This window comes from Ramlibacter sp. MMS24-I3-19, from assembly GCF_050320135.1.
Taxonomy (GTDB): Bacteria; Pseudomonadota; Gammaproteobacteria; order Burkholderiales; family Burkholderiaceae_C; genus Ramlibacter.
The window spans coordinates 3,341,006-3,360,973 of record NZ_CP190017.1 but is presented as its reverse complement, the minus strand read 5'-3'; the positions used below and the strand labels follow the sequence as shown (position 1 = coordinate 3,360,973).

The 19,968-nt window shown below is 70.2% G+C and carries 18 protein-coding genes and 2 pseudogenes; 12 read left to right on the top strand and 8 right to left on the bottom strand.

Annotation, left to right across the window (positions count from 1 at the left end; all coding sequences use genetic code 11):
- Positions 1-8 precede the first annotated feature (8 nt).
- The 10 genes and pseudogenes from ACPWT1_RS16715 (at position 9) to ACPWT1_RS16670 (ending at position 10,990) form a co-directional block, all read left to right on the top strand.
- Positions 9-998 carry a Bug family tripartite tricarboxylate transporter substrate binding protein gene (locus tag ACPWT1_RS16715; protein WP_427912269.1) on the top strand — a complete coding sequence of 330 codons (990 nt, stop codon included), beginning with the start codon at positions 9-11 and terminating at the stop codon, positions 996-998.
- Positions 999-1,023: 25 nt separating this feature from the next.
- Entirely contained in the window at positions 1,024-1,770 is a 747-nt protein-coding gene (locus ACPWT1_RS16710; RefSeq protein WP_427912268.1) for a hypothetical protein, read from the top strand.
- Between the two features lie 122 nt (positions 1,771-1,892).
- Positions 1,893-2,807 (top strand): MurR/RpiR family transcriptional regulator, encoded by a 915-nt coding sequence (locus ACPWT1_RS16705; protein ID WP_427915577.1) that lies wholly within the window; start codon positions 1,893-1,895, stop codon positions 2,805-2,807.
- Positions 2,804-3,778 (top strand): isoaspartyl peptidase/L-asparaginase family protein, encoded by a 975-nt coding sequence (locus ACPWT1_RS16700; protein ID WP_427912267.1) that lies wholly within the window; start codon positions 2,804-2,806, stop codon positions 3,776-3,778. Before ACPWT1_RS16705 ends, ACPWT1_RS16700 begins: the two co-directional genes overlap by 4 nt.
- Before the next feature lie 8 nt (positions 3,779-3,786).
- Positions 3,787-5,681 (top strand): annotated as a pseudogene (locus ACPWT1_RS16695) (dipeptide ABC transporter ATP-binding protein).
- 28 nt (positions 5,682-5,709) lie between these two features.
- Positions 5,710-7,251, top strand: coding sequence for a glutathione ABC transporter substrate-binding protein GsiB (gsiB, locus tag ACPWT1_RS16690; protein ID WP_427912266.1), 1,542 nt, complete (start codon positions 5,710-5,712; stop codon positions 7,249-7,251).
- Positions 7,252-7,279: 28 nt separating this feature from the next.
- On the top strand, positions 7,280-8,200 hold the full coding sequence (gene gsiC / locus ACPWT1_RS16685; RefSeq protein WP_427912265.1) for a glutathione ABC transporter permease GsiC: 921 nt from the start codon (positions 7,280-7,282) through the stop codon (positions 8,198-8,200).
- On the top strand, positions 8,197-9,132 hold the full coding sequence (gene gsiD, locus ACPWT1_RS16680; protein WP_427912264.1) for a glutathione ABC transporter permease GsiD: 936 nt from the start codon (positions 8,197-8,199) through the stop codon (positions 9,130-9,132). Before gsiC ends, gsiD begins: the two co-directional genes overlap by 4 nt.
- Positions 9,132-10,178, top strand: a complete 1,047-nt coding sequence (locus ACPWT1_RS16675) for a P1 family peptidase (protein WP_427912263.1) — start codon at positions 9,132-9,134, stop codon at positions 10,176-10,178. Before gsiD ends, ACPWT1_RS16675 begins: the two co-directional genes overlap by 1 nt.
- Complete coding sequence (locus ACPWT1_RS16670) at positions 10,175-10,990, top strand: M55 family metallopeptidase (RefSeq protein ID WP_427912262.1); 816 nt, start codon at positions 10,175-10,177, stop codon at positions 10,988-10,990. Before ACPWT1_RS16675 ends, ACPWT1_RS16670 begins: the two co-directional genes overlap by 4 nt.
- Positions 10,991-11,005: 15 nt before the next feature.
- Here ACPWT1_RS16670 and ACPWT1_RS16665 read toward each other — a convergent pair whose 3' ends face one another.
- Complete coding sequence (locus tag ACPWT1_RS16665; protein ID WP_427912261.1) at positions 11,006-11,278, bottom strand: hypothetical protein; 273 nt, start codon at positions 11,276-11,278, stop codon at positions 11,006-11,008.
- Positions 11,279-11,375: 97 nt separating this feature from the next.
- Between ACPWT1_RS16665 and ACPWT1_RS16660 the strand changes: the two genes are divergently transcribed.
- Entirely contained in the window at positions 11,376-12,518 is a 1,143-nt protein-coding gene (locus ACPWT1_RS16660; protein ID WP_427912260.1) for a DSD1 family PLP-dependent enzyme, read from the top strand.
- Between the two features lie 4 nt (positions 12,519-12,522).
- Positions 12,523-12,918 (top strand): RidA family protein, encoded by a 396-nt coding sequence (locus ACPWT1_RS16655; RefSeq protein ID WP_427912259.1) that lies wholly within the window; start codon positions 12,523-12,525, stop codon positions 12,916-12,918.
- A gap of 5 nt (positions 12,919-12,923) precedes the next feature.
- Here the strand turns inward: ACPWT1_RS16655 and ACPWT1_RS16650 are convergent, their stop codons facing one another.
- From ACPWT1_RS16650 to ACPWT1_RS16620, 7 genes and pseudogenes are all read right to left on the bottom strand, one after another.
- Entirely contained in the window at positions 12,924-13,691 is a 768-nt protein-coding gene (locus ACPWT1_RS16650) for a slipin family protein (protein WP_427912258.1), read from the bottom strand.
- An 18-nt stretch (positions 13,692-13,709) separates the two neighbouring features.
- On the bottom strand, positions 13,710-15,053 hold the full coding sequence (locus tag ACPWT1_RS16645; protein WP_427912257.1) for an NfeD family protein: 1,344 nt from the start codon (positions 15,051-15,053) through the stop codon (positions 13,710-13,712).
- A 60-nt stretch (positions 15,054-15,113) separates the two neighbouring features.
- Positions 15,114-15,782: a hypothetical protein gene (locus ACPWT1_RS16640; RefSeq protein WP_427912256.1), complete on the bottom strand. Its 669-nt coding sequence runs from the start codon at positions 15,780-15,782 to the stop codon at positions 15,114-15,116.
- Positions 15,779-17,181 (bottom strand): annotated as a pseudogene (locus ACPWT1_RS16635) (selenium-binding protein SBP56-related protein). Before ACPWT1_RS16635 ends, ACPWT1_RS16640 begins: the two are co-directional and overlap by 4 nt.
- A gap of 85 nt (positions 17,182-17,266) precedes the next feature.
- The gene (locus ACPWT1_RS16630; protein ID WP_427912255.1) at positions 17,267-18,154 is read right to left on the bottom strand and encodes a LysR family transcriptional regulator; all 888 of its coding nucleotides are present in this window, start codon (positions 18,152-18,154) and stop codon (positions 17,267-17,269) included.
- A gap of 39 nt (positions 18,155-18,193) precedes the next feature.
- Positions 18,194-19,153, bottom strand: a complete 960-nt coding sequence (locus ACPWT1_RS16625) for a Tim44 domain-containing protein (RefSeq protein ID WP_427912254.1) — start codon at positions 19,151-19,153, stop codon at positions 18,194-18,196.
- Positions 19,154-19,268: 115 nt separating this feature from the next.
- Positions 19,269-19,877, bottom strand: a complete 609-nt coding sequence (locus ACPWT1_RS16620) for a YidB family protein (RefSeq protein WP_427912253.1) — start codon at positions 19,875-19,877, stop codon at positions 19,269-19,271.
- Positions 19,878-19,968: the final 91 nt, after the last annotated feature.

The window sequence follows — 19,968 nt, the reverse complement described above, 5'->3', positions numbered from 1 at the left end:
GACCCAGCATGAGACAGACCACGCGGCAAGGGCCGACCCGCCGCCTTGCACTGCAGATGACCGCCGCCTTCCTGGCGCTGTCCTCGACCGCCGCCATGGCGGCCTGGCCCTCCGACGACCGCCCGATCCGCATCTTGGTGCCCTGGCCGGCGGGCGGCGCCACCGACCAGATCGGCCGCATGCTCGCGCAACCGCTGTCGCAGGCGCTGGGCGTGCCGGTGATCGTGGAGAACAAGGGCGGCGCCGGTGGCGTCATCGGCACGCAGCAGTTCGTGAAGGAGAAGCCGGACGGCCACGCGATCCTGCTGGCCACCAGTTCGACCAATGCCGCGGCGCCTTACCTCTATGCGCGACTCGGGTTCGATCCCATCGCCGACTTCACGCCCGTGACCTCGCTGTGCGAGATCCCGAACGTGATGGTGGTGCCCGCGAAATCTCCGTGGAACTCGGTGAAGGACCTGGTGGCCGCTGCGAAGAAGGACCCGGGCAAGTACACCTACGGCTCGGCCGGCATCGGCGGCTCGCAGCACCTGGCGGGCGCGCAGTTCAAGACCGCCGCGGGCGTGGACGTGCGGCACGTGCCGTACAAGGGCAGCGGCCCGGCGGCGCAGGACCTGATCGCCGGCCACATCGACATGATGATCGACACCGGCTCGCTGGGCAGCATCCGCGGCGGCCTGCTCAAGCCGCTGGCGGTGGCGTCGCAGAAGCGCCTGCCCGCGCTCCCCGACGTGCCCACCTTCAAGGAAGCCGGCACCCCAATGCTGGCGTCGGCGTGGTACGGGCTGATGCTGCCGGCCCATGCGCCGGCCGAGATCGTAGACCGGCTGAACACCGAGGTGAACAAGATCCTGCGGTCGCCCGACATCCACGCCAAGCTCACCGGCATGGGCGCGATCGTGATGGGCGACAGCCCGCAGGACTTCGGCAAGTTCGTCGCCTCCGAGATCAAGCGCTACGAGGCGATCGTGCGCGACTCCGGCGCACCGAAGGAGTGAGGGCATGGCGCGACACAATCGCGCCATGAACCGACTCGACGCGGAACTGCATCGCCTGTACCTGCCGGCCGTCGGGGACGGCGCACCGACGGCGCTGGTCGCGCCTGGCGGGCGTGTGCGGGCGTTGGTGCTGGAGCTCGTGCGGCCGGCCAGCTGGAGCGACCTCGCGGCCGTGTGGCAGGGCGTGCAAGCCGACCTGGACCTGCCCGCGCCCGCAATCGCGGTCTCCGGACGAGACGGCTGGCAGCTCTGGTTCTCGCTGATCGAGCCCATCGCGCCCGACACCGCGTTCGCGTTCCTGCAGGCGCTGCGCACGCGCTATCTCGCAGGCGTCCCGCCGGAGCGGATCCGGATGCATCCGTCGCCCGCGCCGTCGGCGACGGTTCGCGTTCGCCACCTGGAAGCAGCGCCTCCGGTCGAGGTCGCCCCAGAGCGCTGGTCGGCCTTCGTGAGCGCCGACCTGGCGCCGCTGTTCGCGGACGAGCCCTGGCTGGACCATCCGCCCGGTGTCGACGCGCAGGCCGACCTGTTGGCGCGACTGGCGAGCATCGGGCCGGAGCACTTCCTGCGTGCCTCGGCGCTGCTGCGGCCCGTGGGATCAGCCGCGGCGACCGCCGAGGGCCGTACCACGCCTGCGGTGCCGAAGCCTGCAGACGAGGCAAGTGAACCCGAGGCCTTCCTGCTCGCGGTGATGCGCGACGCGTCGGTGGACCTGCGCCTGCGCATCGAGGCTGCGAAGGCCCTGCTGCGGAGCGACGCCAAGGCCGGCTGAGTCCGGCCCCGCGATGATGAAAAATTTCGCTATCATCCGTCGCTCTGTAAAGAAATGTTCACCCCGGCCGCGACCGGCATCCCGTGCGCACCGTCACCCCGAAATCCTCCGGCAATCCCTCGATGGCGCAGCGCATCGCGCGGCGGCTGCCGGAACTGTCGCCCGCGCATCGCCAGATCGCCGACTGGGTGCTGGCCCATCCGCTGCACGCGGCCACCATGCCGATCGACGAGCTGGCCGCCACGGTCGGTGTGTCGGTCGCGACGGCCAACCGGTTCGCACGCGCGCTTGATTTCGAGGGCTACGCGCAGTTCCGCGCCGCGCTCGTGCTCGGATTCGAGACCACGCTGGCGCCGGTGGAGAAGCTGCGCAGCAAGCTGGAGCGCTCGGCCAAGGTGGCGGACGTCTTCGCCGGCACGCTGTCGGATGTCGAGCGCAACCTCGCGCTGACGCGCCAGTCGCTCGACCCGCTCACGTGCGAGCGCGCCGTCGAGGCGGTGCTGAAGGCCCAGCGCGTCTACATCGTGGGCTTCGGCAGCAGCAGCTGGCTCGGCGGCCTGCTGCAGCACGGCCTCGATCCCTACCGCGGCGAGGTCCACCTGCTGGCCACGCGCGAGGGCGCGACGTATGCGGCCAAGGTGCTCAGCCGCGCGCGGCCGGGCGACCTGCTGGTGGCGATCGCCTTTCCCCGCTACCTCACCGACACCGTGCTGCTCGCAAGGCTGGCGCGCGACGCTGGCGCCTCCGTGCTCGCGCTGACCGATCGCGTGGCCTCGCCCCTGGCCCCGCTGGCCGACCTCGCGTTGTACGCGCAGGCGGACAGCCAGTATTTCGCCAGTTCGGAAGCCAGCGTGCTGGCCCTGGTCGAGGCGCTCGCCAGCGCCGTCGCGCACCGCGCCAGGAACTCGGTGCAGGCCGCCACGCGGCTGGCCGAGTCGGTGCTACCTTGGCTGCATGGCGCCGGCGCGCCGGCACGCACCGAGGTCGCATTGCCGTCGCCGCGCAAGGCCCGTACCCTGAAGAAAGCCATCCCGTGACCGCAACCCCGTTCCGTCCCGTCATCGCCATCCACGGCGGCGCCGGCACCATCAGCCGCACCGGTGGCGCCGCCGACCAGCAGGACGCTTACCACGCCGCGCTGCGCGCCGTGCTCGGGCCGCCGCAGGAGCTGCTGGCCAGGGGCGGCACCGCGCTCGACGCGGTGTCGCTCGCGGTTGACCTGCTGGAGGACTGCCCGCTGTTCAACGCCGGCCACGGCGCGGTGTTCACCCACGACGAGACGCACGAGCTCGATGCCGCCGTGATGGACGGCGCGACGCTGAAGGCCGGCGCGGTCGGCTGCGTCGCCCGGATCAAGCGCCCGGCGCGTGCCGCACGCGCGGTGATGGAGCACACCGACCACGTGCTGCTGGTGGGCACCGGCGCCGAAGCGCTCGCGCAGCGCCTGGGCCTGGAGATGGTGTCGCCCGATTACTTCTCGACCGAGCACCGGCGCGAGCAGCTGCGGCGCGCGCTGGCCACCGACAAGGCGGTGCTCGACCACGACGGCGCCTCGCTCACGTTCCGCCAGGCCGCGCCGCTCGACGAATCGCGCAAGCTCGGCACCGTGGGCGCCGTCGCGCTCGATGCGCAAGGCAACCTCGCGGCCGCGACCTCCACCGGGGGCATGACCAACAAGCGGCCGGGGCGCGTGGGCGACTCGCCCCTGATCGGTGCCGGCACCTATGCCGACAACCGCACCGCCGCGATCTCCTGCACCGGCACCGGCGAGATGTTCATCCGCACGGCCGCCGCGTACGACATCTGCGCGCGCATGGCGTATGCGGGCGCGTCACTCGAGCAGGCAGCGCAGGCCGTCGTGATGGACGTCCTGCCCGCGATCGGCGGACGAGGCGGCCTGGTTGCCGTGGACCGCCACGGCAACGTGAGCATGCCGTTCAACACCGAAGGCATGTACCGCGGCGTCGCGCGCGTCGGCGAGCCGCTGCAGACCGCCATCTTCCGGTGAGCCAGGCGATGTCCACGATCGAACTGGAACGTCCCGCGCCGGCGGCCCCGGCGATGCCGGAAGGCCGCGTGGTGCAGGTGGCGGACCTGTCGGTGCGCTTCAGCACGTCCGAGCGCACGGTCGATGCGGTGCGCAACCTGTCGTTCCACGTCGATCGCGGGGAGACGCTGGCCATCGTCGGCGAATCCGGCTCGGGCAAGTCGGTCACCTCGCTGGCGTTGATGCGGCTGGTGGAGCATGGCGGCGGCCGCATCGTGGGCGGTCGCATGCTGGTGCGGCGTCGCGGTGGCCAGGTGCTGGATGTCGCGCAGGCCAGCGAGGCCACGATGCGCGGCATCCGTGGCGCCGACATCGCGATGATCTTCCAGGAGCCGATGACGTCGCTGAACCCGGTGTTCACGGCCGGCGACCAGATCGCCGAATCGATCCGCGAGCACCAGGGCAAGGACGCCGCGGCCGCGCGTGCCGAGGCGCTGCGCATGCTGGAGCTGGTGCGCATCCCCGAAGCGCGCAGCGTGCTGGGCCGCTATCCGCACCAGCTGTCGGGCGGCATGCGCCAGCGCGTGATGATCGCGATGGCGCTGTCGTGCCGGCCTTCGCTGCTGATCGCCGACGAACCCACGACGGCACTGGACGTCACCATCCAGGCGCAGATCCTGCAGCTGGTGCGCGGGCTGCAGGACGAGATGCACATGGGCGTGGTGTTCATCACCCACGACATGGGCGTGGTGGCCGAAGTGGCCGACCGCGTGCTGGTGATGAATGGCGGCCGCAGGATCGAGGAGGGCGCGTCCGAGGCCATCTTCGCCGCGCCGCTGGAGCCCTACACGCGCGCGCTGCTCTCCGCGGTACCGCGCCTGGGCTCGATGCAGGGCACCGACCTGCCGCGCAAGTTCCACCTGCTGGACCGCGGCACGGGCGAGGCGGTTCCGGCCGACGACAGGCCGCAGGACACCGTGCCGCCGGGCGCCGCGCCCATCTTGCGCGTGCGCGACCTCGTCACGCGCTTCGACGTGCCCAGCGGACTGTTCGGCCGCGTGAAGCGGCGCGTGCATGCGGTCGAGAAGGTCAGCCTGGACCTTTCCCCGGCGAAACGCTGGCGCTGGTCGGCGAATCCGGCTGCGGCAAGTCGACCACCGGCCGCTCGCTGCTGCGGCTGGTGGACAGCCAGGGTGGCCTCATCGAGCTCGGTGGCCGCAACGTGCGCGAGCTGCCCGCGGGCGAGCTGCGCAGCCTGCGCCGCGACATCCAGTTCATCTTCCAGGACCCGTTCGCCTCGCTCGACCCCCGCGTCACCGTGGGCTACTCGATCATGGAGCCGCTGCTGGTGCACGGCATCGCCAAGGGCCGGCAGGCGCAGGAGCGCGTCGACTGGCTGCTGCGCAAGGTGGGCCTTCCGGTGGAGGTGGCGCACCGCTATCCGCACGAGTTCTCGGGCGGCCAGCGCCAGCGCATCGCGATCGCAAGGGCCCTCGCGCTGAACCCGAAGGTCGTGGTCGCCGACGAGTCCGTGTCAGCGCTCGACGTCTCCATCCAGGCGCAGATCGTCAACCTGATGCTGGACCTGCAGCGGGAGCTGGGCATCGCGTTCCTGTTCATCTCGCACGACATGGCGGTCGTGGAGCGCATCAGCCATCGCGTGGCGGTGATGTACCTCGGCCAGATCGTGGAGATCGGGCCGCGCCGCGCGATCTTCGAGAATCCACAGCATCCGTACACGCGGCGGCTGATGGCCGCCGTGCCGATCGCCGACCCGAAGCGCCGCCACCTCAAGCGCGAACTGCTGGAAGGCGAGGTGCCGAGCCCGATCCGCGACGTGGGCGACGAGCCCGTCGTCGAACCGCTGCAGCAGGTGGGCCCGGGGCACTTCGTGGCCCGGCACCGTGTCGGCGGCATGTACTGAATCCACTTCTTCACTCAGGAGCGCATCGATGAGAACTCACCTTCCACCCCTGGCTGCAGTCGCCCTGGCGCTGAGCGCCACGCTGGCGACGCCGGCGTTCGCGGCGAAGGACGTCGTGGCCGCCGTCGCGTCGACCTTCACCACCATGGACCCGTACGACGCGAACGACACGCTGTCGCAGGCCGTGGTGAAGTCGTTCTACCAGGGCCTGTTCGGCTTCGACAAGGACATGAAGATGGTGCCGGTGCTCGCCGAGAGCTACCAGGCCAGCAAGGACGGCCTGACCTACACGGTCAAGCTGAAGAAGGGCATCAAGTTCCACGACGGCACCGACTTCAATGCCGCGGCGGTGAAGGCGAACTTCGACCGCGTCACCAATCCCGAGAACAAGCTCAAGCGCTTCACGCTGTACAAGAACATCGCCAGGACCGAGGTCGTGGACCCGTCGACGGTGAAGTTCACGCTGCACGAGCCGTTCTCGCCCTTCATCAACTCGCTGGCGCACCCCTCGGGCGTGATCATCTCGCCGGCGGCGCTGCAGAAGTTCGGCAGCAAGGGCATCGCGCAGAACCCGGTGGGCACCGGCCCGTTCAAGTTCGTCGAGTGGAAGCAGACGGACTACCTGAAGGTGGCGAAGTTCGACGGCTACTGGAAGAAGGGCTACCCGAAGGTGGACACCATCACCTTCCGCCCGGTGGCCGACAACAACTCTCGCAGCGCGATGATGCAGACCGGCGAGGCGCACTTCACCTTCCCGGTGCCGTACGAGCAGGCCGAGGTGCTCAAGGGCAAGCCGAACCTGGAACTGGTGGCGGCGCCCTCGATCGTGCACCGCTACATGTCGATGAACACGCTGCAGAAGCCGTTCGACAACGTGAAGGTGCGCGAGGCGATCAACTACGCCATCAACAAGGACGCGCTGGCGAAGGTGGCCTTCTCGGGCTACGCGATCCCGGCCGAGGGCGTGGTGCCCAAGGGCGTGGAATACGCGGTCAAGCTCGGACCGTGGCCGTATGACCCCGCCAAGGCGCGCCAGCTGCTGAAGGAAGCGGGCTACCCCAACGGCTTCGAGACCCAGCTCTGGTCGGCCTACAACCACACCACCGGCCAGAAGGTGATCCAGTTCCTGCAGCAGCAGCTGGCGCAGGTCGGCATCAAGGCCAGCGTGCAGGCGCTGGAAACCGGCCAGCGCGTGGAGAAGGTCGAGAGCGCGCAGGACGCCGCCACCGCACCGGTGCGCATGTACTACGTGGGCTGGTCGGCATCGACCGGCGAGGCCGACTGGGCGCTGCGGCCGCTGCTCGCGTCCGAGTCGTTCCCGCCCAAGATGTTCAACACCGCCTACTACAAGAACCCGGAGGTGGACCAGGACATCGCCAAGGCGCTGGTCACGACCGACGGCGCGGAGAAGGCGAAGCTGTACACCGACGCGCAGAAGCGCATCTGGGCCGACGCGCCCTGGGCGTTCCTCGTGACGGAGAAGCTGCTGTCGGCGCACGCCAAGGGCCTTTCCGGCTTCTACGTGATGCCGGACGCGTCGTTCAACTTCGACGACGTCGACCTGAAGTAAGCGCGACCCGAGCAGGACCCGCCCCGCGATGGCCAGTTATCTCCTCAAGCGCCTGTTCGGCCTGCTGCCGACGCTGCTGATCGTCGCGGTGCTGGTGTTCCTGTTCGTGCACATGCTGCCAGGCGACCCGGCGCGCCTGGCCGCGGGTCCCGACGCGGATCCGCAGACCGTGGCCCTGGTGCGCCAGGACCTCGGGCTGGACAAGCCGCTGCCGGCGCAGTTCGCCGACTTCTTCGGCCGCATGCTGCACGGCGACTTCGGCACCTCGCTGCGCAGCAAGCGCGCGGTGTCCACCGAGATCGGCGACCGCTTCATGCCGACGCTGCTGCTGACGCTGGCCAGCATGGTGTGGTCGGTGCTGATCGGCATGGCCATCGGCATCACGTCGGCCGTGTACCGCAACCGCTGGCCCGACCGGCTGGGCATGACGCTGACCGTCTCGGGGATCTCGTTCCCCGCCTTCGCGCTGGGCATGCTGCTGATGGAGATATTCTCCGTGCAACTGGGCTGGCTGCCCACGGTGGGTGCCGACACCTGGCGCCACTACATCCTGCCCTCCATCACGCTCGGCGCCGCTGTCGCCGCCGTGATGGCGCGCTTCACCCGCGCCTCGTTCGTCGAGGTGATCCAGGAGGATTTCGTGCGCACCGCGCGCGCCAAGGGCCTGGACGAGCGCGTGGTGATCCTCAAGCATTGCCTGCGCAATGCGCTCATTCCGGTCGTCACCATGATGGGCCTGCAGTTCGGCTTCCTGCTGGGCGGCTCGATCGTGGTGGAGGCCGTCTTCAACTGGCCGGGCCTCGGACGCCTGCTGGTCGACTCGGTGTCGATGCGCGACTACCCGGTGATCCAGGCGCTGGTGCTGCTGTTCTCGCTCGAATTCATCGTGATCAACCTCGTCGTGGACCTGCTCTACGGCCTGATCAATCCCACCATTCGCTACCGATGAACGACAACTCCACACCGGCCGTCGTCGTCGAGGCGGCCGCTCCCGAAGCCGGCGCCGCGTCCGCCGTCGCCGCGAGCTCGCGCGTGCGCACGCCCTGGACCGAGTTCTGGCGCAAGTTCCGCAAGCAGCACGTGGCGTTGGTCGCGCTGGCCTTCGTGCTGCTGCTGGTGGTGGTCGCCATCCTGGCGCCCTGGATCACGCCATACGACGCCGAGAACTTCTTCGATTACGACCGCCTGAACCAGGGGCCGTCGTGGGTGCACTGGATGGGCGTCGACCCGCTGGGCCGCGACATCTTCAGCCGCATCCTGATGGGAACGCGCCTGTCGCTGGCCGCGGGGTTCTTCTCGGTCGCCCTCGGCGGCATCGTCGGCTCGGCGCTCGGCCTGCTGGCCGGCTACTACGGCGGCTGGTGGGAGCGCATCGTGATGCGCATCTCCGACGTACTGCTCGCCTTCCCCGGCATCCTGCTCGCGCTGGGCGTGGTCGCCATCCTGGGCAGCAGCATGGTGAACGTGGTGGTGGCCGTGTCCGTGTTCAGCGTGCCGGCGTTCGCGCGGCTGGTGCGCGGCAACACGCTGGTGTTGAAGCAGATGACCTACGTGGAGGCGGTGCGCAGCGTCGGCGCCTCCGACTGGACCATTCTCATGCGCCACATCCTGCCGGGCAGCATCTCGGCCATCGTCGTGTACTTCACGATGCGCCTGGGCACCTCGATCATCACGGCGGCCAGCCTGTCATTCCTGGGTCTTGGCGCGCAGCCGCCGACGCCGGAGTGGGGCGCCATGCTCAACGAGGCGCGCGCCGACATGGTCAACGCGCCGCACGTGGCCCTGTTCCCCAGCCTGGCGATCTTCTTAACCGTGCTCGCGTTCAACCTGCTGGGCGACGGCATGCGCGACGCGCTGGACCCCAAGATCGATCGGGCCTGATGTCCAGCCTGCCGCCACGCATCGGACTGCTTGCGAGCGGCGCTCGCGACGCCATCACCGATGTGCCCGGCGTGACGGTGGGCCACTGCACGCTGGCGGAGGGCGACGTGCAGACGGGCGTGACCGTGGTGCGTCCCCATGCGGGCGATCCGTACCGCGACAAGGTGCCCGCCGCGGCCGTGGTGCTCAACGGGTTCGGCAAGAGCGTCGGCCTGGTGCAGCTGCACGAGCTCGGCGTGCTGGAGACGCCGATCGCGCTGACCAACACGTACTCCGTGTCCGCCGCGGCGCAGGCGCAGATCCGCCAGTGCATCGCGGCGAATCCCGAAAGCGGGCGCAGCCTGCCGACGGTGAACCCGCTGGTGTTCGAGTGCAACGACGGATTCCTGAACGACATCCAGCGGATGGCGGTGCAGGAAGTGCACTACGCCGAGGCGGCTGCGACAGCCGGCGATGAGGTCGGGCAAGGCGCCGTCGGGGCAGGGCGCGGCATGTCGTGTTTCGGCCTCAAGGGGGGCATCGGCAGCGCCTCGCGCCGCACCGCCGGTGGCGACTTCACCGTCGGCGCACTCGTGCTGGCCAACTTCGGCAAGCTGCCGCAGCTGGTCGTGGCGGGGCAGCGTGTCGGCGAGCGGCTCGCGCGCGAGCGGGCGAACGAGCCCGGCCCCGAGAAGGGCTCCATCATCCTGCTGCTGGCCACCGACGCGCCGCTGGACGCGCGCCAGTTGCGCCGCGTTGCCATGCGGGCCGCGGCGGGCCTGGCGCGCACCGGGTCGGTGTTCGGCCACGGCAGCGGCGACATCGCGCTGGCGTTCTCCACGGCGTACACCGTCCCGCACCTGCCGGAGCGACCGATGCCCGCGTTGCCGTTGCTGCACGAGACACGCCTGGACGACCTGTTCGAAGCGGCGGCCGATGCCTGCGAGCAGTCCATCCTGCATGCGCTGTGGCGTTCCGAAGCGGTCACGGGGCGCGACGGGCACCACCGCGATTCGCTGGGCAGTCTGGTGGCTGGCCGGCCCTCGCTCTTCCAGACGTTCACATGAAGATCCTGGTCTCCACCGACATCGAAGGCGTCGCAGGCGTCGTCCACCAGCAGCAGGTGCGTGCCGGCAACCCCGAGTACGAGCGCGCACGCGTGCTGATGACGCACGAGGCGAATGCCGCCATCGCCGGCGCCTTCGACGCCGGCGCGACCGAGGTGCTGGTGAACGACTCGCACGGCGACTTCCGCAACATGCCGGCGGAGCTGCTCGACCCGCGTGCGCACTACGTGCTGGGCAAGCCGCGGTACCTGGGGATGATGGCCGGCGTCGACCAGGGCGTCGATGCGGTCTGCATGGTGGGATACCACTCGCGCGCGCAGGGCCGCGGCATCCTGGCGCACACCACCAACAGCTTCGCGTTCTCGCGCGTGCGCTTCAACGGCGACGAGGTGGGCGAGGCCGCCATGTACGGTGCGCTGGCGGGCGAGTACGGCGTGCCGGTGGTGATGGCCAGCGGCGACGACGCCTTCATCGCCGAGCACCAGCCGTTGTTTCCCGAGGCCGTGTTCGTGCAGACCAAGCGCGCGACGGGGCAGACCAGCGGGATCAGCCTGTCGCCGCAGGCCGCGCGCGAGGCGATCCGGGCTGGCGTCATCGCCGCCCTGCGGCGTGAACGGCCGCGGCCCTACGTGATGAAGGTCCCCGCCACCGTGCGCATCCAGACGCAGACGACGGCGCTGGCCGACCTGTTCTGCCAGTGGCCGACGCTGGAGCGCATCGGCGCCGACGAGATCGGGTTCGAGGCGCCGACGGTGGAAGCCGCCGTGCGCATGGTGAACTGCCTGTCGGCGATGTCGTCGATGCTGCGCTAGTTCCAGGCCCTGGGCTCAGCGCCGGCGTGCCACCACCTGCTCGCGAGGCAGCACCAGCGTCTCGGAGTCGAAGTCCAGGTCCTGTCGCCGTGAACCTGTCAGCCGCAGCACCAGCGTCGCGAGGAGGGCGATGGCACTCACGCAGAGGCTGACCGAGGACGAGCTCTCGGGAGCCTGCATCGCCTGCTCCCCCCAATAGATCGCGGCTTCGTCCGCATAGGCGCTGGTCGACGCGGCGTACGCGGTGGAGAGCAGCAGGACGAACGAGAGGGCGGGACGGGCTTGCATCGTCCGTGGGCTCCAGGCAGGTGGGTCGGCGATCTTCTGTGCGCACTGCTGACTTCTTGCTGACACGGCCGCCTGCGATGGGCCACAATTCCCGATGATGACATCCCTCGCTCCGCTCGTCGGCCTGAACACGCCGTCCGCCCTGGTGGACGTGGCGCGCATGCGTCGCAACATCGACCGCATGCAGGCGCGCATGAACGCGCTCGGCGTGCGCTTCCGCCCGCACGTGAAGACCACCAAGTGCCTGGAGATCGCGCGGACCCAGGCCGAGGCCGGCGCGAGCGGCATCACGGTGTCCACGCTCAAGGAGGCCGAGCAGTTCTTCGCCGCCGGCTTCCGCGACATCCTCTACGCGGTCGGCATCGTGCCGGGCAAGCTCGCGCAGGCCCTGGCGTTGCACAAGGCCGGCTGCGACCTCAAGCTGATCACCGACAACGCGGACATCGCGGCGGCCATCGGCCGCTTCGGCCAGGAGCAGCAGCACCGCTTCGAGGTCTGGCTGGAGATCGACACCGACGGCCATCGCTCGGGCATCACGCCCGAGGCCGAAGCCCTGCTCACGGTCGCCCACGCCCTTGTCGAAGGCGGCAGCCAGCTGGGCGGCGTGATGACGCACGCCGGCTCCAGCTACGAACTGCACACGCCCGAGGCGCTGGAAGCGATGGCCGAGCAGGAGCGGGCGGGATGCGTGCGCGCCGCCGAGCGCCTGCGCGCGGCCGGTTATGCGTGCCCGGTCGTGAGCGTGGGCTCGACGCCGACGGCGCTGTCGGCGCGCGCGCTGCCCGGCGTCACCGAGGTGCGGGCCGGCGTCTATGTGTTCTTCGATCTGGTGATGGCCAACGTCGGCGTGTGCGCGCCGCAGGACATCGCGCTGTCGGTGCTGACCACGGTGATCGGCCACCAGCCGGAGAAGGGCTGGGCGATCGTCGACGCAGGCTGGATGGCGATGAGCCGCGACCGCGGCACGCAGCGCCAGCCGCACGACTACGGATATGGCCAGGTGTGCAGCGCGAACGGCGATGTGGCCGAAGGCTATGTGCTGAGTGGCGCGAACCAGGAGCATGGCATCGTGTCGCTGGCCGGCGGCACCGACCACGAGATCGCGCGGCGCTTCCCCGTGGGCTCCCAGTGGCGCATCCTGCCGAACCACGCGTGCGCCACCGGCGCGCAGTTCCCCGAGTACCAGGCCCTCGGGGCGGACGGCAGCGTGCAGACCTGGCCGCGCTTCTACGGATGGTGATGCGATGGGCAAGCAACCCTTGATCTCGGTGAACCCCGCCGGCGTTTCGCAGCCTGGTGGCCACTACAGCCATGCGATCGTCGCCAACGGCATGGTCTACATCTCGGGCCAGCTGCCCGTGACGGCGTCGGGCGAGAAGCTGGTGGCCGCGAGCTTCGAGGACCAGGCGCGGCAGGTGCTGGCGAATGTGAAGGTGATCCTCGAGGCGTGCGGCTGCAGCGTGGACGACCTGGTGCAGGTGCGGGTGTACGTCGACGGCATCGACAATTGGCCGGCGTTCAATGCGGTGTACGCCGAGTGGGCGGGTGACGCGATGCCGGCGCGCGCGGTCGTGCCGGTGCCGGCGTTGCACTACGGCTTCAAGGTCGAAGTGGAAGCCGTCGCGCTCGTGCCCGGCTGATCGCGCTACGGCGCGTCGCCGCCCAGCCGCTTGATCAGCGGCCCCAGCAGCTCCACCGGCAGCGGGAACACGATGGTCGAATTCTTGTCGGCCGCGATCACCGTCAGCGTCTCGAGGTAGCGCAGCTGCAGCGCCTGCGGCTGCTGCGCCAGCACCTCGGCCGCGTCGGCCAGCTTGTGCGAAGCCTGCAGCTCGCCTTCGGCATGGATCACCTTGGCGCGGCGTTCGCGCTCGGCTTCGGCCTGCCGCGCGATGGCACGCACCATGGTGTCGTTCAGGTCGACGTGCTTGATCTCCACGTTGGTCACCTTGATGCCCCACGCGTCCGTCTGCGCGTCCAGGATCTTCTGGATGTCCAGGTTCAGGCGCTCGCGCTCGGACAGCAGGTCGTCCAGGTCGTGCTTGCCCAGCACGGCGCGCAACGTGGTCTGCGCGAGCTGGCTGGTCGCCTCGAGGTAGCGCTCCACCTGGATGATGGCGCGCTCGGGATCGATCACGCGGAAGTACAGCACCGCGCTCACCTTCACCGAGACGTTGTCGCGCGTGATGACGTCCTGGCTGGGGATGTCCATCACGACCACGCGCAGGTCCACGCGCACCATCTGCTGGATGCCGGGGATCAGGATCACCAGGCCGGGCCCCTTGACCTTCCAGAAGCGTCCGAGCTGGAACACCACGCCGCGCTGGTACTCGCGCAGCACGCGCAGTGCCGACGACAGCAGGAATGCCACCAGCAGCACCACCACGCCGAATCCCACGCCGCCTGCAATCATTCGTGGTCTCCTTGTCGTTCAGTCCGCCGCCACTTCGAGCACGCCGTCGCCCACCGAGGTGACATGCGCGCGGTCGCCGGGCTTCAGGACCGCGGGCCCGCGCACCTTCCAGTGTTCGCCGCGCACCAGTGCCCACCCCTGGCCGCCGGCGAACTCCAGCAGCTCCACCGGCGCGCTGACCAGCGTGCCCACGCCGGTGACCACGGGCCGCCGCCGCGAGCGCGCGGCCATCCCCACCACGCCGACGAGGAAGGCGGCCGACCCCAGCGAGAGCACCGCGATCAGTTGCCACGGGATCCCCCAGCCGGGCGAGTCGCTGTCGATCAGCACCGCCGCGCCGAGCGCGAACGCGATCACCCCACCCACGCCCAGCGTGCCCACGCTGGGCACGAAGGCCTCGGCCACCAGGAAGCCGATGCCCAGCACGATCAGCGCCAGGCCCGCGTAGTTGACCGGCAGCATCTGCAGCGCGAACAGCGCGACCACGAGGCAGATCGCGCCGATCACGCCCGGCGCCACCATGCCCGGCGACATGAACTCGAAGATCAGGCCGTACGTGCCCACCGTGAGCAGCAGCAACGCGAGGCCGGGATTGGCCAGCGTGCCCAGCAGTCGGCTGCGCCAGTCCTGTTCGAAGTGCACCACGGGCGCGTCGCGCGTGTGCAGCGTCGTGCTGCCGGCGGCCAGGCGCACCTCGCGGCCATCGAGCTTGTGCAGCAGGTCGGGCACGTCGGTCGCGACCAGGTCCACCACCTTCATCTGCAGCGCTTCCGATGCCGACAGGCTCACGGCCTCGCGCACCGCTTTCTCGCCCCAGTCCGCATTGCGCCCGCGCAGCTGCGCCAGGCTGCGGATGTAGGCCGCGGCATCGGACACGCGCTTGGCCGCGAGCGGATCGGCGTCGTGGTCCTTCGCAGGGGCCGAAGCAGCAGGCTGCGGCACGGGCGGTGTCGTGCCCGGACCGCCGATCGCGATCGGCGTCGCGGCGCCGAGGTTGCTGGCCGGCGTCATCGCAGCGATGTGGCTCGCGTACAGGATGTAGGTGCCGGCGCTGGCCGCCCGCGCGCCGCCCGGGGCGACGAAGGTGGCCACGGGAATCGGCGAGGCGAGGATCTGGCGGATCATCCCGCGCATCGAGGTGTCGAGCCCGCCGGGCGTGTCCATCTCCACCACCAGCAGCTGCGCGCCGCGGTGCTGGGCGAGGGCGAAGCCGCGGCGCAGGTCGTCCGCACTCGCCGGACTGATCGCGCCGTCGATCTGCATCACGACGACGGGCGCGCGTGCTGGGTCGTCGGCCCATGCTGCAGCCGCGCCCGCGACGAGGACCAGCACGCAGAGCAGGCAACGAAAGGTGCGGCTCATGCAGCCACTCTAGGCTGCGCGATCGGGCACGCAACCCGGGAGAGCCCGGGTGCACTGTGCTCAGAGCGCGCCGACGATGCCGGCGGCGCCCGCCACCACCAGGCTGCCCGCCCACACCCTGTCGAGGTTGAACCAGGCGCGGGAGACGTAGCTCAGCCCCAGATAGCGGTACACCGCCCACGCCGCGATCGCGGCGGCGAGCAGCGTGGCCAGCGTGTGCAGTGCCGCGACGGCGAGCGCGATGCCCACGCTCGATCGCGCAAGCTGGTCCATGACAGTGGCGTGCGCCGCCGCCAAGCCACCCGGCGCGTGCGGCTCCTGCGCGCACAAGCCCAGCATGAACGGCACCAGCATCAGCCCTGCACCGTGTGCGGAGGCAGCGAGAAAGGACCACCACGCCAGCTGCGTGGGCCGGATGCGGGCCAGCGCGCGGGGATGGCGCGGCTGCACCAGCTTGTAGACGCCGTAGAGGACCACCAGCGCGCCCGCGGCCAGCTGGATCGCATGCCGCCACGACAGGTAGCCCAGCAGCCAGGAGAACGGCACGAGCGCAACGGCCATCGCCGCGAGATGCCCGGCACCCAGCGGCAGCAGCGTCGCGAACACCGCGCGGCCGCGGCGTTCGGTGAGCCCGTTCGCCACGGCCAGCGGCCAGCCCATCGCCGGATTGAGGCCGTGCCACGCCCCGATCGCGACGATGCTGAGCCAGAGCGCGGTGGTGCTGCTCAAGCCGACGGGTAGCAGAACGAATCGGTGGAGCAGTCGCCGCCCTGCAGCCGCACCTGGTGCGCGCCGTAGACCTTGCCGAACTCCACGTAGAAATCGCTGTCGAGCGTGAGGCCTCCGCCGTCTCCGGCGCGGCACATCACCTGCACGCCCGCGATGCCCTCGGGATAGAACTGCGTGTCCCAGCTGCTGTAGAGCGAGTTGGTGAAGAACACGCGGCGGCCGTCGCGGCTGATCTCGGTCATCTGCGGGCCGCCGCCGAAGGGTCGGCCGCTGGGATGCGGCGCATGGTCCACCACGCCGCCGATGCGCACGCTGCCGGTCTGCTGCGGCTTCATCGGATCCGTGACGTCGTACTGCCGCAGCTCGCCCGTGCCCCAGCAGGCGACGTAGAGGTACTTGTCGTCGAGCGACAGGTCGATGTCGCTGATCAGCGGCGGCGCGGCGCCGAAGCCCTTGAGCAGCGGCGGCAGGCGCGCGGGATCCGCCGGTTCCGGCGGCACCGTGGCGGTCTTGCGCGCATGGAAGGTGCCGTTCTCGCGCCACCAGGTCCAGATGGAGGCCTCGAGGTTCGTCGTGTCCACGACCACGCCCACGAAGCCGTACTCGCGCGACGGGTCGTGCGCGGGCCGCACCTCCAGCGCCATCTGGTGGTTCGCGCCCAGGTCGATGGTCTGCACGTGCCTGCGATCGCGCAGGTCCCAGAAGTGCAGCCGATGCCCGTATTTGTTGGCGAGCAGGTCCTCGGGAACGATGCCGTTCTCGAATTGCGGCGGCAGCGCCCATTCGCTGGACACCATGTAGTCGCGCGGCAGGTTCCACCAGAAGTCGTAATGCAGCTGCTGCGGACCGCGGTCGATCTCCCAGCGGCCCAGCACTTCGAACGTCTGGCAATCCATGATGAAGATGCCGGGCGGCCCCTGCGTGCCGTCGGGACCGCGCCACCGAGCGTGCTGATGTAGATGCCTTCGGGCCCGCAGTGCACGGTGTGCGGGCGCGAGTAGCCGGTGCGGCGCTGGATCTCCTCGGGCTCGATGGTGCGCACCAGCCGTGGCTGCGTGGGATCGGGCTGGGTGTCGAACACGTGGATGCGCGAGGACCGCATGCCCGGGACGATGAGGTAGCGTCGCTGCAGGAACGGGTGGCCCGACAGCGGCGACAGCGCCGAGCTGCAGGCGTTCCAGCCGAAGTGGTGCAGCTCGTCGCCCTTGTGCGGCATCAGCACGCGATTGAGCTCGGTGCCATAGGTGCGCGAGGACGGATCGACGTCGACCACCGCGATCGCGTCGGGCTGCGAGCGATCCGGGGACAGCAGCGCCGTGTAGGCCAGGCGCTCCGGGTCCGCCTGCATCGCCAGGCGCGGCGAGGGATGGAACGTGGGATCGGGTCGCAGGGTTTCCATGGTGCTGCTCCTGGGCGTTGGCTTGGCCCGCAAACCTAGTCCATGGAGTCGCGAATTCAAGAAGGCCGCGACGGCCTGCGGGCATCTACGGCGACGCGCCTTTCAGCAACTGCTGCACCAGCGGATGCTGGATGCGACGCTCGGCGGAGATCAGGAAGAAGTGCTCCACCAGCTCGGGCGTCTCGCCCACCAGGCGCAGGCCACGGTCCTTGCGCAGCTCGTCGATGGAGCGGGACGACACCGGGAACGCGCCCATGCCGCTGCGACCGAACGCCGCCAGCAGCGCGCTGTCCTCGAATTCGCCGGCCACGTGCGGCCGCAGGTCCTGGCGTTCGAACCACTGGTCGATGCGCGCGCGCACCGCGGCATGCGACGTGGGCAGCAGCACCGGCATGTGGGCGAGGCAGGCGGGGAAGGGTGCCTTGGTCCGCCGTGCCATGTCCGCCGGCGCGAACCACGCGAGCGGGGCGTGGCCCAAGGCGTGGCTGTACAGGCGCAGGTTGGGATTGGGCGGTGCGGCGCGGTCCGAGAGCACCACATCCAGGCGATGCAGCGCCAGGTCGCCTAGCAGGCGGTCGAACTCGTCTTCGTGGCACAGCAGGCGCACGTTCGGCGCATCGGTCGCGGGCCGCAGCAGGTGCCGTACCACCAGCTTCGGCAATCCATCCGAGATGCCGACTGCGAGCCGCAGTCCCTGCCCGGTCGCCGCTTCGCGCACCACCGCGGGCAGCTGTTCACCCAGCTGGAAGATCTGGTCGGCCTGCGCCATCGCGGCCACGCCCGCCTCGGTGAGCGCCATGCCGCGGCCGGCGGGCTTGAACAGCGCGTGGCCCAGCGATTGTTCGAGCGCGCGCACCTGGGCACTGACGGTCTGCACCGCCATGTCCAGGCGGGCCGCGGCCCGCGCCATGCCGCCCTCCTTGGCGACGACCCAGAAGTAGTAGAGGTGGCGGTAGTTGAGCGGCGCTGCCATCGGCCGAGTGTGCCCGGTGGCGAGCGCCGCTCGCGGCGATCAGGCCGCGGGGCCGTTCTGCTGGATGCCCGCGATCGTCCAGCCGTCGAAGCCGGCGCGCGACTTCACGAGGTGCCAGGTCTCGTCCAGGTCCTCCGGCGCGGCGCCGGCCTCGTCGCGCACGCTGCCGGTGAAGCGCACGCTGACGATGTAGCGGTCCTCGTCCTGCACCACCTCGAGCACCTGCGCTTCGAGGCCGAAGACTTCGGTCTTCTGCGGCGCATCGCCGCGTGCCTGCAGGTCGGCCTGCACGAGCGAGAACATCTCGGGCGTGAGGAAGCCACGCAGCCGTTCGAGGTCGCGTGCATCGTTGGCGTCCTGCAGCGCCACGAACTGCGCTTTCGCATTGCGCTCGAAGCCGGCCTTGTCGAAGTCGGCGGGAATGGCCGACGACTGCACCGGCGTCGTGGCGCCCAGCCCGCCGCCGATGCGCGATCCGATCATCGAGCCGCCTTGCTGCGGCTGCGAAGCGTCGGTGCGGAATGCGTTCGCTGGCGGCTGCGACTGGCGCAGCACGCCACCCATGCCGGCTCCCGTGCCGCCGAAGGCAGGCTGCTGGCCCATCGCGCGCTTGCGCATCACGAAGCCCAGGAGCGCCAGCGCAGCCATCACGAGCAGGCCGATCATCATCGCGTTGGCCAGGGCTTCGCCGAAGCCGAAGTGCGAAGCCAGTGCGGCCAAGCCCAGGCCCGCGGCGAGGCCGGCGATCGGGCCCATCCAGCTGCGGCGCGGTGCCGCGGCTGCTGCGCCCGGAGCCGCGGCCTGCGACGGCGCCGCCTGCGCCGGTGCGCCTTGCTGCGTGCCTGCCGCGTTGCCGCCCGCGGGCTGGTGCGGTTGCGTGGTGGCCTGCCGCTGCATGCCGGTGGACTTGCCGCCGCCCAGCCGCCTGGCGGCCTCGGCGTCGAGGGTGGCCAGGCCCAGCGTCAGGACGATGGCCATCAGGGCTGCTGCTTTCTTCACGAGGATCTCCTTGGAGAGTGAACCGCCAAGGTACCGCCTCCAAGAGGAAAGAAAAAGCAGACGCTGGCTGCAGGTCAGTCAGCAAAAACCGAAGTGACCGGCGGCAGGGCCGTGGTCAGCGGTGCGCGCCGGAAGGCACCTCGCGGTAGTGCACGTCCTCGATCTCCTTCTCCAGGTGCTGCCGGCCTTCGTCGAGCACGTCGTCGGCCTCCTGCGGCACGCGGCCGCCCGGGCTGAGCTTGTCGACCATCTCCGGCATGATTTCCGCGAACGCCTGGGCCACGTCCTGCTCGGGCACACCCAGCTTCTGCGCCATCTGGCGCAGCTCGTCCTGACCCACGACCTGCTGCACCGCCTTGTCGTCGAGCGAGTCGTTCTGGCCCGTATCGACCCAAGACTGCGCGTGCCGGCCATAGCCCTGTTGCTTGAACTTGTCGAGCACCGCCCCGACGCCGCCGTTGCGCTGGACCCAGCGCATCGCCAGCGGCAGCAGCATGACGAGCAGCGCGGTGCGGTTCATGCGCACGCCGCCGCGGCTGGCAGGGACGCCCGCGTCCGGACGGCGGGCACCGCCGAGCATGCCGCCCAGCACGCTGCCCATCGCCACGCCGCCGACGCCGCCGCCCAGCCCACCCAGTCCGCCGGCACCGCCCATGCCGCGCCGGCGCATCGCCTGGGTGAAGACACCGCCGAGGACCTGCCCCAGCAAGGATCCGGTGTTCATGGAAGCTCCTGTCTCGCCTGAAGATGTGTCCACGCTAGCGAGGTGCCGCGTGCGCGTTGTAGGCGGCCGGCGAGTGATGCGGGGGGCCGAG